The 12,373-nt window shown below is 73.3% G+C and carries 11 protein-coding genes and 1 pseudogene; 10 read left to right on the forward strand and 2 right to left on the reverse strand.

The features are described from left to right. Nucleotide 1 precedes the first annotated feature (1 nt). Nucleotides 2-1,321, forward strand: coding sequence for an activator-dependent family glycosyltransferase (locus tag ACZ7LT_RS11575; protein WP_471235814.1), 1,320 nt, complete (start codon nucleotides 2-4; stop codon nucleotides 1,319-1,321). Beyond that, entirely contained in the window at nucleotides 1,318-2,280 is a 963-nt protein-coding gene (locus tag ACZ7LT_RS11580) for an NAD-dependent epimerase/dehydratase family protein (RefSeq protein WP_471235815.1), read from the forward strand. Before ACZ7LT_RS11575 ends, ACZ7LT_RS11580 begins: the two co-directional genes overlap by 4 nt. 22 nt (nucleotides 2,281-2,302) lie before the next feature. Here the strand turns inward: ACZ7LT_RS11580 and ACZ7LT_RS11585 are convergent. Beyond that, nucleotides 2,303-2,953: pseudogene (locus tag ACZ7LT_RS11585) on the reverse strand (4'-phosphopantetheinyl transferase family protein); the annotation flags it as partial. 183 nt (nucleotides 2,954-3,136) lie between these two features. Between ACZ7LT_RS11585 and ACZ7LT_RS11590 the strand changes: the two are divergent. The 4 genes from ACZ7LT_RS11590 (at nucleotide 3,137) to ACZ7LT_RS11605 (ending at nucleotide 5,754) form a co-directional block, all read left to right on the forward strand. Beyond that, the gene (locus tag ACZ7LT_RS11590; RefSeq protein ID WP_471235816.1) at nucleotides 3,137-3,535 is read left to right on the forward strand and encodes a cell division protein SepF; all 399 of its coding nucleotides are present in this window, start codon (nucleotides 3,137-3,139) and stop codon (nucleotides 3,533-3,535) included. Nucleotides 3,536-3,590: 55 nt separating this feature from the next. Then, on the forward strand, nucleotides 3,591-4,757 hold the full coding sequence (locus ACZ7LT_RS11595; protein WP_471235817.1) for an AAA family ATPase: 1,167 nt from the start codon (nucleotides 3,591-3,593) through the stop codon (nucleotides 4,755-4,757). Between the two features lie 5 nt (nucleotides 4,758-4,762). After that, the gene (locus ACZ7LT_RS11600) at nucleotides 4,763-5,122 is read left to right on the forward strand and encodes a nucleotide pyrophosphohydrolase (RefSeq protein ID WP_471235818.1); all 360 of its coding nucleotides are present in this window, start codon (nucleotides 4,763-4,765) and stop codon (nucleotides 5,120-5,122) included. 125 nt (nucleotides 5,123-5,247) lie between these two features. After that, entirely contained in the window at nucleotides 5,248-5,754 is a 507-nt protein-coding gene (locus ACZ7LT_RS11605; protein WP_471235819.1) for a DUF6099 family protein, read from the forward strand. A gap of 32 nt (nucleotides 5,755-5,786) precedes the next feature. Here the strand turns inward: ACZ7LT_RS11605 and ACZ7LT_RS11610 are convergent, their stop codons facing one another. Then, nucleotides 5,787-6,095 carry a hypothetical protein gene (locus tag ACZ7LT_RS11610; RefSeq protein ID WP_471236362.1) on the reverse strand — a complete coding sequence of 103 codons (309 nt, stop codon included), beginning with the start codon at nucleotides 6,093-6,095 and terminating at the stop codon, nucleotides 5,787-5,789. A 281-nt stretch (nucleotides 6,096-6,376) separates the two neighbouring features. On the opposite strand from ACZ7LT_RS11610, the gene ACZ7LT_RS11615 reads away from it, so the two are divergent. The 4 genes from ACZ7LT_RS11615 (at nucleotide 6,377) to ACZ7LT_RS11630 (ending at nucleotide 12,336) form a co-directional block, all read left to right on the forward strand. Next, entirely contained in the window at nucleotides 6,377-7,300 is a 924-nt protein-coding gene (locus ACZ7LT_RS11615) for an LLM class F420-dependent oxidoreductase (RefSeq protein ID WP_471235820.1), read from the forward strand. A gap of 28 nt (nucleotides 7,301-7,328) precedes the next feature. After that, nucleotides 7,329-8,240 carry a homocysteine S-methyltransferase gene (gene mmuM, locus ACZ7LT_RS11620; RefSeq protein WP_471235821.1) on the forward strand — a complete coding sequence of 304 codons (912 nt, stop codon included), beginning with the start codon at nucleotides 7,329-7,331 and terminating at the stop codon, nucleotides 8,238-8,240. Nucleotides 8,241-8,314: 74 nt separating this feature from the next. Beyond that, the gene (locus tag ACZ7LT_RS11625) at nucleotides 8,315-9,796 is read left to right on the forward strand and encodes a 3' terminal RNA ribose 2'-O-methyltransferase Hen1 (protein ID WP_471235822.1); all 1,482 of its coding nucleotides are present in this window, start codon (nucleotides 8,315-8,317) and stop codon (nucleotides 9,794-9,796) included. Further along, entirely contained in the window at nucleotides 9,793-12,336 is a 2,544-nt protein-coding gene (locus ACZ7LT_RS11630; RefSeq protein WP_471235823.1) for a polynucleotide kinase-phosphatase, read from the forward strand. Before ACZ7LT_RS11625 ends, ACZ7LT_RS11630 begins: the two co-directional genes overlap by 4 nt. Nucleotides 12,337-12,373 lie beyond the last annotated feature (37 nt).

Raw genomic sequence — 12,373 nt, forward strand, 5'->3', positions numbered from 1 at the left:
GATGCGTGTGCTGTTCACCCCCTTCCCCGCCACCACCCATGTGAACACGCAGGTGCCGCTTGCCTGGGCGCTCCGCTCGGCGGGCCATGACGTCCGGATGGCCAGCCAGCCGGACGTGCACGAGGACATCCTCGCCGCCGGACTCACGGCGGTTCCCGTCGGCGAAGTGCTCGACGTCGGCGCCAAGATGAACCAGCAGGAGGAACCCGAGCCGGACGGCCCGTCCGGGCAGGACCAGGCGGAGGACTCCTGGCTCGACGTCCTCGACATCGGCGAGCTGCGCCCGGAGAAGCTGACCTACGACTACGTCCACGGGGTGCTCACGACCTGGAGCCATGTCGTCCACCAGGCCACCAATCCACGCCCGGTGATCTCCGAACTGGTCGACTTCGCCCGGTACTGGCGGCCCGACCTGGTCGTGTGGGACACGATGTACTACGCCGGTGCCGTCGCGGCCATGGCCACCGGCGCCGCCCACGCTCGCCTGATGTTCGGCCTCGACCTCATGGGCTGGATGCGCGCCCACTACCACGACCTGCTCGCGCGACGCCCGGCCGCGCTCCACGAGGACCCGTTCGAGGAGTGGCTCGGCCCCATTCTCGCCGAGCACGGCCGCGAGTTCGCCGAGGAGGCCGTACTCGGCCAGTGGACCGTCGACCCCCTGCCCACCTCCCTGCGCCTGCCCGTGGACCATCCCTACGTCCCGGTCCGCTACCTGCCGTACAACGGCCCGTCGGCCATCCCCGACTGGCTGCGCGAGCCGCCCGCCCGCCCGCGGGTGTGTCTCACCCTCGGCCGCTCCTTCCGGGAGATCGTCGGCGGCGACCGGGCCTCCGTACGCGCCCTCCTCGACGCCGTCGGCGACCTGGACGTCGAGGTGGTGGCGACCCTCACCGCCGGCCAGCTCGACAATCTGACGGACGTCCCGGACAACGTCCGGGTGGTGGACTTCGTCCCCCTGGACATCCTGCTGCCCAGCTGCGCCGCCATCGTCCACCACGGAGGATCGGGCACCGTCGCCACGGCCCTCGCCCACGGCGTGCCGCAGATCATGCTGCCGGCCCGGATGTGGTGCAACATCCCCAAGGCCCGGCGGGTCGCGGACTCCGGCGCCGGACTCGTCCGGCCGGCCGAGGAGTTCTCCGCCGCCGAACTGCGCACGATGCTCGTCCGCGTCCTGGACGATCCGTCCTTCACCAGGGCCGCCGCCGCGCTGCGCACCGAGTCCCTCGCCGCCCCGGCCCCGGCCGACCTCGTCCCCGTACTGGAACGGCTCACCGCCGCACACCGCGGCCCTCGCCAAGGAGTGAAGAACCGATGACCGCCCTGAACTCCCTGCCCACGGCCGCCGTCCTGGGCGCGACCGGCTGCGTCGGCCGGGAGGTGTGCGCCGCCCTCGGCCGGGCCGGCTACGACGTCCTCGCCGTGGCCCGCCGGCCCCGGCCGGACCTCGCCCCGCACGCCTTCCACGCCCTCGACGTCGCGGCGGCCGACCCGGCCGCACTCGCGGCCCTGCTCACCACCGCGCGCGTGGAGGTGGTCGTCAACGCGACCGGAGGCTGGGTGTCGACCGAGGAGGCGATGCACCACGCCCATGTCCAGCTGGTGGACCGGCTCCTCGCGGCCACCGCTCTGATGCCCCGACGGCCCCGGATCGTCCAGGTGGGAACGATCCACGAGTACGGTTTCGTCCCCGACGGCGTCCCCATCGACGAGCACGTCCAACCGAACCCGACGACGCCGTACGCGCGCACCAAACACGCCGGCTCCGAGGCGGTGCTCGCCGCCACCCGGGCCGGCGAGGCCGACGGCGTGGTGCTGCGCGCCGTCAATGTGTGCGGGCCGCACACCACCCGGGCGAGCTTCCTCGGCACGGTGATGGCCAAGCTGGCCGAGGCGTCCGAGCCGGAGGGCCTGGAGCTGACCATCGCCGACGCCCGGCGTGACTACATCGACGTCCGCGACCTCGCCGACGCCGTCGTCCGGGCCGCCCGCGCCCCGGTTGTCGGGCAGGTGATCAACATCGGGCGGGGCGAGGCGGTGAGCATGCGGGAACTGGTCTCCCTGCTGGTGTCCGCCTCCGGGATACCGCCGCACGCGGTCAGGGAGCGGTCGGCGCGGGTGGAGAGCAAGGGCGGCGGCTGGACGCAGGCCGACATCACCCTCGCCGGCCGGCTGCTCGACTGGCGTCCACGGATCCCCCTCGCGCGGGCGATGGCGGACATGTGGGCCACCGATCGTGCCGTACGATCCGCAGTTCACGCCCGCCTGGCCGGCTGAGCGCCAGCGACACCACCCACCCCTGCCCGGCCGGGCCCGGAGCCGTCACCCACTGCGCGAACTGCCAGTCGGCGCCTTCCGGATGCGCGGCCGGGTCCAGCCGTGGCGCACCGGCGGTGGGCGGGCCGAAGACGAGACCGGCGAAGGGCAGCCGCATCCCGGACCCCAGCGCCTTGGCGTAGGCCTCCTTGAGCGTCCAGTAGCGCAGGAACACCTCCGAGCGGTGCCCCGGCCCGGCCGCGGCGAGGACAGCGGCCTCGGCCGGGGCCAGCACGTCGCCCGCCAGGAGCGGCACGTCGACGGTCCGCCCGGCCGGCTCCACGTCGATCCCGCAGTCGGCGTCCCGTACCACCACACACACCACCTGGTCGCGGGTGTGGGACACGTTGAAGCGTACGGACGTGTGGCGCCGCGGGGCCGCGATCTCCGGGCGGCCGTGCGGTCCACGGGTGAACGACCAGGCCGCCGGGGCGACTTCGGGCTCCAGCTCGGACAGCGCGCACCGCAGGAGACTGCGCGCCACCAGGAACGTGTGTCCGGCCCGAGGGTCGCGGTGGGCGGCCAGCCGGGCACTCTCCTCGGGCGACAGCAGCGCCGCCCGCGCCTCGGTCGGCCCCCGGCCCGCGACACGGGTGGGGTCGAGCTGCCAGACATGGGCCTCATCCGGGTGCACCCGGCAGGTCTATCCGTTCGGTCGCCGGGTGTCCACCGCCACGGGTCGGGCCCGGATCCGCCCACCGCCCGCCCCGGGGCGCGCCCGAGGTGACAGTGGCGCCCTTCCAATGATCTTGTTGCGCTCGACAGCCCGGTCGTGTCGCTGTTGGGCCGAACGGGTGAGGAACGGGAGGATGGGTGCATGAGTAGGTACGAGAGGTACGACGTCACCGACGAGCAGTGGGAGGGCCTCGCCCAGGTCCTGCCGCTGCGGGGGCGCAACGAATGGCCCTCCAGGGTCGACCACCGGACACTGCCCGAGCCGTACGAGGCCGTCGAGCAGCGCCGTATGGTCGTGCTGCGGGTGCAGGTCTTCGCGGACGCGCGCGAGGTCGCCGAGTACCTCATCGCCCAGATCCCGGTCCTCCTCGATCTGACCGGCGCCGACACCGAAGTCGCCAAGCGCATCCTGGACTTCAGCAGCGGTGTCGTCTTCGGCCTCGGCAGCGGCATGCACCGCGTCGACAAGAACGTCTTCCTGCTCGCCCCCGTGGGCACCGAGGTCGAGGGGGCGGCGGCCGCCGCCGTCCCCCAATCGTAGGAAGGCCCACCGGGCAAAACGGTTCCGCATCGGGGCGCTGCATAGCGTCCCCCTCATGGACTCCGTCGCCGCCCGCCCGACCCGCCCCACCGTCACCCACCTGCGGCTCTCGGCCTTCAAGTCGCATCGCGCGGCCGTCTATCCGCTGGGGCCGGTGACACTCTTCGCGGGGCCGAGCGGCACCGGCAAGTCCAGCGCATTGGAGGCGTACGAGGCGCTCGCGCGCCTGGGCGCGGGAGCCCGGCTCGGGAGCGTCTTCCCGGACGCGCAGGCGTGCGTACCGGAGCGGGCCGGGCCCGACGCCCAAGGCAGGCGCGGCTTCCGGATCGGCTGCACCACCGCGGGACCGGCCGGGACCGTACGCCTCGACGTCGCCGTCCAGGCCGAACCCGCCCTGCGGATCGTCGGCGAACGCCTCACCGCCGACGGGACGACCCTGCTGACCACGGCGCTGCGGGACCCCGGACGCGCCACCGTGCAGGCCGAGTGGCACACGGCGGGCAGCGGCGCGCCGGTCACCCGAGCGCCGCTGCCCGACGACCGGCTCGCCACCGCCCTGCTCCCACTGCGGGTGGCCGGCAAGACACCCGGGCAGTTACGGGTCCTCGCCGCCGCCGAACAGGTCGTCGTCGCCCTGTGCTCGGTCTTCGCCTGCGATCCGCAGCCGCAGCTCATGCGCGCCCCGGTCGCCCTCGGCGCGGGACGGCTGCGGCGCGGCTGCGACAACCTGGCGGAGGTGCTCCACCGCACCCGTACCGCCTGCACCCGCCGCCACGCCAGGCTCGCCGCGATGGCCCGGGCCGGGTGCGCCGGACCGGTGGCGGGCCTGGGCGTCGAACTCCTCGGCGACGGGACCGTACGGGCCCTGCTGGACCGGGGCGGGCCGGCGGCCGGCGGGCCGGGGTCCGGGCACGGGACACCGCTGGGCCGGCTCGGCGACGGCGAACTGCGCTACCTCGCCCTGGCGCTGGTGCTGCTCACCGGCCCCGGAGTGCTCGCGATGGACCAGGTCGCCGAAGTGCCCGGCGCCATGCAGACGCTGACCGTCCTCGCCGACGGATTCGACCGCGGCCTCGACACCCGCCAGACCAAGGCCCTGCTCTCGCTCGCCACCGGCATCTGCGCAGAGGGCCACCTCAGGCTCGTCGGCACGGTCGGCGCCGCGGGCGCCGGACACGCCCGGGAGACCACCGGGGCGGCAGTGGTAGACCTGGAGCCGTGACAGACATGGACGTTCAGGGACTGCAACGCCGACTGGCGGAGTTCGCCGCCTCCCGCGAGTGGCAGCCGTACCACACCCCCAAGAACCTGGCGGCCGCGCTCAGCGTGGAGGCCGCCGAACTGCTGGAGATCTTCCAGTGGTTGACGCCCGAGGAAGCCGCCCGGGTGATGGACGACCCGGACACCGCCCACCGCGTCGCCGACGAGGTCGCCGATGTGCTCGCGTATCTGCTCCAGTTCTGCGGGTCGTTGGGGGTCGACCCGCTGGCCGCGCTCTCCGCGAAGATCGACCGGAACGAGCTCCGCTTCCCGGCTGGACGGCCTCCAGGACGCTCCGCACGCGCCGATCGTCACTCTTCGGAGTGATCGACTTATTCACATCGAGCTTCCTGTCCACAGATTTCCGAATTCCCCTGGCTTTTGGGCTCAGTCGCACTCACTCTGGGTAGTGGAATGAGTAGCAGACAGTCGTACGAACGGGGGCGGCGTACATGGAAGCGGAGCGGCTCATCGCAGTCGGACGGCATGCCCTGGCCCAGAGCCGGGACGCGCTGGACATCGTGGCCGAGGCCTGGCAGGCACAGGCCCTGGCCCAGGCCGTGGGAAGTCATCTCGCGCTCGGCGGACCGCAGGAGTTGCGGGGCGAGGCGCGCGGGCTCAGTGAGATCGGCGGCGCGCGCGGACCGCTGGACCATCCCGCCCTGCGCGCGGGCGGGTTACGGGCCGCGCAGCTCGCCGGCGTCGGCGACGCCCGTATCGCGCTGACCGCGCTGAGCGCGCTGCTCGGCGAGGTCGGGATCGCCCTCGTCGGTGTCGCCTGCGCCACCGACGAGGAGGGGTTGTACTGGCAGTGCATCGAGGCGATCGACGCCGCCGACGAGTCGAACGACCGGGTCCGGGGGATGCTGCGCAGACTCACGGTCCGGGAGAGAGGCAGGTCACCCGGCGCGGCATGGGGCCGGGGCGACCCGGCGGACTCGACGGCGGGGCCGTCATGATCTCGGCGCAGGCGGTGCGGCGGTGGCCGCGCTCAGAAGCCGGTCCGGTCCTTCGCGCCCTCGGCGCCCTCGGTGTGCTGAGCGTGCTCGGTGCGCTCGGCGGTCTCCTCGCGGTCCCGAGGGGTAGCGGGGCGGTCCGCGGCGGACCCGTCGCGGTCCGTGCGGTCGGCCGAGGACTGGAGGTCGGCGTCGAGCTGGGACAGGTCGGCGGTGAGCGCCGCCATCAGCTCCTCCATCTGCTGCAGCAGCCCTTTCGGGGCGCCGGGGGACTTCTGCTCGGGCACGGACTGCCCCACCGGCTGCTCGGGCATCGCCTGTTCGGGCGCGGCTTCCTGGGACATGGCGGCCTCCTCGGCCCAGGCCTTCCCCACGGGGAAAGGCGGCAAGAGAAAAAGACGCACCGGACGACTGCCGCCGGCGCGCGGGCCGGGCGGTCCGGCTCCGCCCGAGCCAACGACGGGTGCCCGCCGCCGGTCACTGGCCACACCGGACCCGGGCCGCCGCGGGAAGCGATATTCACCCGACAGGGCCGGAGGGCGCCCCCGGGAGCCGGACAGGTTGACGTTCCACCCGCCGCATCGGCGGAAAGGTTGAGCCGCGAACAGCGGTGCAGGATGGAGGTATGGATCTTCGAATCTTCACCGAACCCCAGCAGGGCGCGAGCTACGACACCCTGCTGACCGTCGCCAAGGCCACCGAAGCACTCGGCTTCGACGCCTTCTTCCGCTCCGACCACTACCTCTCCATGGGCTCCGCCGACGGACTGCCCGGACCGACGGACGCCTGGATCACCCTGGCCGGCCTCGCCCGCGAGACCAGCCGGATCCGCCTTGGCACGCTGATGACAGCCGGTACGTTCCGGCTGCCCGGCGTCCTCGCCATCCAGGTCGCCCAGGTCGACCAGATGTCCGGCGGCCGGGTCGAACTGGGCCTGGGCGCGGGCTGGTTCGAGGAGGAGCACAAGGCCTACGGCATCCCCTTCCCCAAGGAGAAGTTCGGCCGGCTGGAGGAGCAGCTGGCCATCGTCACGGGACTGTGGGACACCGACACCGGCAAGACGTTCTCCTACGAGGGCCGGTACTACCAGCTCACCGACTCACCCGCGCTGCCCAAACCCGCCCAGACCAAGGTCCCGGTGCTCGTCGGAGGCCACGGCGCCACCCGCACGCCCCGGCTGGCCGCGCGGTACGCCGACGAGTTCAACATCCCCTTCGCCTCGGTCGAGGACAGCGAGCGGCAGTTCGGCCGAGTCCGTGCCGCCGCCCAGGAGGCCGGCCGGTCCGCCGGCGACCTGATCTACTCCAACGCGCTGGTCGTCTGCGTCGGCAGGGATGACGCCGAGGTCGCCCGGCGTGCCGCCGCTATCGGCCGGGACGTGGACGAGCTCAAGGCCAACGGCCTGGCCGGCTCGCCCGCCGAGGTCGTCGACAAGATCGGCCGCTACGGCGCGATCGGCTCCTCTCGTATCTACCTCCAGGTCCTCGACCTCGACGACCTGGACCATCTGGAGCTGATCTCCGCCAAGGTCCAGTCCCAGCTGAACTGAGCGCCGCCGCGGCGCCGCAGGAGGAGCCATGAGACCCGCCCGTACACTCGCCGCCGCGCTCGCCGAGGAGGTCCTCGTCCTCGACGGCGGTCTCTCCAACCAGTTGGAGGCCCAGGGGTGCGATCTGTCCGACGCCCTCTGGTCGGCCCGGCTGCTCGCGGACGGGCCCGAGCAGATCGAGGCGGCCCACACCGCCTATGTGCGGGCGGGTGCGCGGGTCCTCATCACCTCCAGCTACCAGGCCACCTTCGAGGGCTTCGCCCATCGCGGCACCGAGCGGAAGGAGGCGGCCCGGCTGCTCGCCCGCAGTGTGGAGCTGGCCCGCGCCGCGGCCGACCCGGCCGGGCGTGAGGTGTGGGTCGCCGCGTCGGCCGGGCCGTACGGGGCGATGCTCGCGGACGGCAGCGAATACCGCGGGCGGTACGGGCTGACCGTGCGGGAGCTGGAGCGGTTCCACCGGCCCCGGATCGAGGTCCTCGCCGGGGCCGGGCCGGACGTCCTCGCCCTGGAGACCGTCCCGGACACCGACGAGGCCGAGGCCCTGCTGCGGGCCGTCGAGGGGTGCGGGGTGCCCGTGTGGCTCTCGTACACCGTCGAGGGCGGGCGGACCCGGGCCGGGCAGGATCTGGCGGGCGCCTTCGCGCTCGCGGCGGGTCTCGACCAGGTGACCGCCGTGGGCGTCAACTGCTGCACGGCCGACGAGGTGGACCTGGCCGTGGAGATCGCCGCCGAGGTCACCGGGAAGCCGGTGGTCGTCTATCCCAACAGCGGCGAGCGGTGGGACGCCACCGCGGGGCGCTGGCGGGGCGCCGCCACGTACGACCCCCGTCGGGTGAGGGAGTGGACGGCCGAGGGAGCCCGCCTGGTCGGCGGCTGCTGCCGGGTCGGCCCCGGCCAGATCGCCGAACTGACGAGGGCCCTCGCGGACGGCCCGCCATGAGCCGCACCGTCGTGCGGCGGTCGAAAATGCCTCGTCAGAGCCATCCGGCGCGGACCATACTCGGACGTGTGTTCATGACGATCAGCACCACCGGCACCCAGGAGCGTCCCGCGACCGACCTCGGATTCCTGCTGCACAAGCATCCCGACAAGGCGCAGACGTTCACCACCGCCCACGGCACCGCGCACGTCCTCTACCCCGAGGCGACCGCGGAGCGCTGCACGGCCGCCCTGCTCCTCGAGGTCGACCCCGTGGCGCTCGTGAGGCGCGGCAAGGGCAAGGGCCGCGGCGGCGCGCCCGACGCGGCGCTCGCGCAGTACGTGAACGACCGTCCCTACGCCGTGTCGTCGCTGTTCTCCGTCGCCATGAGCACGGTCTTCAAGTCCGCGCTGCGCGGTGTCTGCGCGGCCCTGCCCGAGCGGGCCGCCGAGCCGCTGCCGCTGCGGATCGAGATCCCGGCCCTGCCCGCCCGCGGGGGAGCGGAGCTGGTCTCCCGGCTCTTCGGGCCCCTCGGCTGGTCCTCGGTCTCGGCCGAACCGGTGCCGCTGGACGCCCGGTTCCCGCAGTGGGGCGACTCGCGCTACGTACGGCTCGTCCTGGAGGGCGAGCTGCTGCTCGCCGACGCGCTGCGCCAGCTCTACGTCCTGCTCCCGGTCCTCGACGACGCCAAGCACTACTGGGTCGCCCCGGACGAGGTCGACAAACTGCTGCGCGCCGGGGAGGGCTGGCTCGCCACCCACCCCGAGCAGAAGCTGATCACCAGCCGCTATCTCGCCCGCCGCTGGGGCCTGACCCGGCAGGCCACGGAGCGGCTGGAGCTGGTCCGGCTCGCCGAGGCCGACGGCCTGGAGGTCGAGGACGTCGACAACGCCGTCGACGAGAGCGTCGACACGGAGGAGAAGCCGGTGCCGCTCGCCGAGCAGCGCCGCGACGCGATCCTCGGCGTGCTGCGCGCCACCGGCGCCGCCCGCGTCCTCGACCTGGGCTGCGGGCAGGGTCAGTTGGTGCAGGCGCTCCTGAAGGACGTGCGGTTCACCGACATCGTCGGCGTCGACGTGTCCGTACGGGCGCTGACCGTCGCCGGGCGGCGGCTGCGTCTGGAGCGGCTGGGGGAGCGGCAGGCCGGTCGCGTCACGCTGCTCCAGGGCGCGCTGACGTACACCGACAAGCGGCTGGCCGGCTATGACGCGGCCGTCCTCAGCGAGGTGATCGAGCACCTCGACCTGGAGCGGCTGCCCGCCCTGGAGTACGCCGTGTTCGCCGCGGCCCGGCCCGCCACGGTGATCGTGACCACGCCGAACGTCGAGTACAACGTGCGCTGGGAGACGCTGTCCGCCGGTCACGTCCGCCATGGCGACCACCGTTTCGAATGGACCCGCGAGGAGTTCCGCGGCTGGGCGGCCGAGGTCGCCGCACGCCACGGATACGACGTCCAGCACGCCCCCGTCGGCCCCGACGACCCCGAGGTGGGTCCGCCGACCCAGATGGCGGTCTTCCGCCGGACCGACCCGACCCTGAAGACCGACCCGATCCCGAAGGAGGAGCAGGCCGCATGACCACCCCGACCCGTACGCTCGCCGTCACCGACCTGTCCCTCGTCGTGCTCGTGGGCGCGACCGGCTCCGGCAAGTCGACGTTCGCGCGCAAGCACTTCAAGCCCACCGAAGTGATCTCCTCCGACTTCTGCCGGGGTCTCGTCGCCGACGACGAGAACGACCAGAGCGCCAGCCGCGACGCCTTCGACGTCCTGCACTACATCGCGGGCAAGCGCCTGGCGGCCGGCCGGCTGACGGTGGTCGACGCGACCAACGTGCAGCCGGAGAGCCGCCGTCAGCTGGTGCGTCTGGCCCGCCAGTACGACGTCCTGCCCATCGCGATCGTCCTCGACATGCCCGAGGACGTGTGCGCGGCACGCAACGCGGCCCGCCCCGACCGGGCCGGCATGCCCGCCCACGTCATCCGGCGTCACCGACGCGAACTGCGCCGCTCACTGGGCAGCCTGGAGCGCGAGGGCTTCCGCAAGGTGCACATCCTGCGCGGGACCGAGGAGGTCGAGGCCGCCGAGGTCGTCCTGGAGAAGCGCTTCAACGACCTGCGGCACCTGACCGGGCCGTTCGACATCATCGGCGACATCCACGGATGCAGCTCCGAGCTGGAGACCCTGCTCGCCAAGCTCGGCTACGAGGACGGCGTCCACCCCGAGGGGCGTACGGCGGTCTTCGTCGGCGACCTCGTCGACCGGGGCCCGGACAGCCCCGGTGTCCTGCGCCGCGTCATGGGCATGGTCGCCGCGGGACAGGCCCTGTGCGTGCCCGGCAACCACGAGAACAAGCTCGGCCGCTGGCTCAAGGGACGCAGCGTCCAGCACACGCACGGCCTGGCCGAGACGATCGAGCAGCTGGAGAAGGAGAGCGAGGAGTTCCGCGCGCGGGTGGGGGAGTTCATCGACGGACTCGTCAGCCACTACGTCCTCGACGAGGGCAAGCTCGTCGTCTGCCACGCCGGACTGCCGGAGAAGTACCACGGCCGCACCTCCGGCCGGGTCCGCGCGCACGCGCTGTACGGAGAGACGACCGGCGAGACCGACGAGTTCGGGCTGCCCGTGCGCTATCCGTGGGCCGAGGAGTACCGCGGCCGCGCCGCCGTGGTCTACGGCCACACGCCCGTGCCGAACACCTCCTGGATCAACAACACCATCTGCCTGGACACCGGCGCCGTCTTCGGCGGCCGGATGACCGCGCTGCGCTGGCCCGAGCGGGAACTGGTCGACGTACCGGCCGAGAAGGTCTGGTACGAGCCGGTCAAGCCGCTCGTGACCGAGGCGCTGGGCGGGCACCAGGGCCGCCCGCTGGACCTCGAGGACGTACACGGCCGCCGGGTCGTCGAGACCCGGCAGCTGGGCAACGTCGGGGTGCGCGAGGAGAACGCCGCGGCGGCGCTGGAGGTGATGAGCCGGTTCGCGGTCGACCCGCGCCTGCTCGCCTACCTCCCGCCGACCATGGCGCCCACGCCCACCTCGAAGACCGACGGCTATCTGGAGCACCCGGCCGAGGCCTTCGCGCAGTACCGCGCGGACGGCGTGGCCCAGGTCCTGTGCGAGGAGAAGCACATGGGCTCCCGGGCCGTGGCGCTGGTGTGCCGGGACGCCGCCGTCGCCCGCGACCGGTTCGGTGTGCAGGGCCCCACGGGCGCCCTGCACACCCGTACCGGCCGGCCGTTCTTCACCGACCCCGGCGTCACCGAAGAGGTCCTCGGCCGGCTGCGCGCCGCCGTGACCGCGGCGGGCCTGTGGGACGAGCTCGACACGGACTGGCTGCTGCTCGACGGCGAGCTGATGCCCTGGTCGCTGAAGGCGTCCGGGCTGCTGCGCACGCAGTACGCGGCGGTCGGCGCCGCGGCCGGGGCGGTGTTCCCGGGCGCGATCCAGGCGCTGGAGCAGGCCGCCGCGCGCGGTGTCGGCGTCGGGGACCTGCTCACCCGGCAGCGGGAGCGGGCCGAGGACGCGGCCGCGTTCACGGAGGCGTACCGGCGCTACTGCTGGCCGACGGAGGGGCTCGAAGGGGTGCGGTTCGCGCCGTTCCAGATCCTGGCCGTCCAGGGGCGGTCGCTGGCGGCCGTGCCGCACGACCGGCAACTGTCCTGGCTGGACCGGCTGGTCGAGCAGGACGCCGCATCCGGCGGCGGTCTGCTCCAGGCCACCCGGCGGCTCGTCGTCGACACCGGCGACGAGGCGTCGGTGCGGGCCGGGACCGACTGGTGGCTGGAGCTGACCGGCGCGGGCGGCGAAGGCATGGTCGTCAAGCCGCTCCAGGCGCTGGCCAGGGACTGCAAGGGCCGGCTGGTCCAGCCGGGGGTGAAGGTCCGCGGCCGGGAGTATCTGCGGATCGTCTACGGCCCCGAGTACACGCGCCCGGAGAATCTGGAGCGGCTGCGCGGCCGGTTCCTGAACCACAAGCGCTCGCTGGCGCTGCGGGAGTACGCGCTCGGCCTGGAGGCGCTGGACCGGCTGGCCGACGGGGAGCCGCTGTGGCGGGTCCATGAGGCGGTCTTCGCCGTCCTGGCCCTGGAGTCGGAGCCGGTCGACCCCCGGTTGTGACCATCCGGTCGCCGTTTCGGGGGGTGAACGGCGTGCC

The sequence above is a fragment of the Streptomyces sp. NPDC039465 genome (assembly GCF_055639315.1).

Coding starts and splice junctions, on each gene's coding strand:
- ACZ7LT_RS11575 (WP_471235814.1), top strand. CDS start 2: ATGCGTGTGCTGTTCACCCCCTTCCCCGCCACCACCCATGTGAACACG.
- ACZ7LT_RS11610 (WP_471236362.1), bottom strand. CDS start 6,095: ATGTCCCAGGAAGCCGCGCCCGAACAGGCGATGCCCGAGCAGCCGGTG.
- ACZ7LT_RS11630 (WP_471235823.1), top strand. CDS start 9,793: ATGACCACCCCGACCCGTACGCTCGCCGTCACCGACCTGTCCCTCGTC.
- ACZ7LT_RS11595 (WP_471235817.1), top strand. CDS start 3,591: ATGGACTCCGTCGCCGCCCGCCCGACCCGCCCCACCGTCACCCACCTG.
- ACZ7LT_RS11605 (WP_471235819.1), top strand. CDS start 5,248: ATGGAAGCGGAGCGGCTCATCGCAGTCGGACGGCATGCCCTGGCCCAG.
- ACZ7LT_RS11580 (WP_471235815.1), top strand. CDS start 1,318: ATGACCGCCCTGAACTCCCTGCCCACGGCCGCCGTCCTGGGCGCGACC.
- ACZ7LT_RS11600 (WP_471235818.1), top strand. CDS start 4,763: ATGGACGTTCAGGGACTGCAACGCCGACTGGCGGAGTTCGCCGCCTCC.
- ACZ7LT_RS11625 (WP_471235822.1), top strand. CDS start 8,315: ATGACGATCAGCACCACCGGCACCCAGGAGCGTCCCGCGACCGACCTC.
- ACZ7LT_RS11615 (WP_471235820.1), top strand. CDS start 6,377: ATGGATCTTCGAATCTTCACCGAACCCCAGCAGGGCGCGAGCTACGAC.
- mmuM (WP_471235821.1), top strand. CDS start 7,329: ATGAGACCCGCCCGTACACTCGCCGCCGCGCTCGCCGAGGAGGTCCTC.
- ACZ7LT_RS11590 (WP_471235816.1), top strand. CDS start 3,137: ATGAGTAGGTACGAGAGGTACGACGTCACCGACGAGCAGTGGGAGGGC.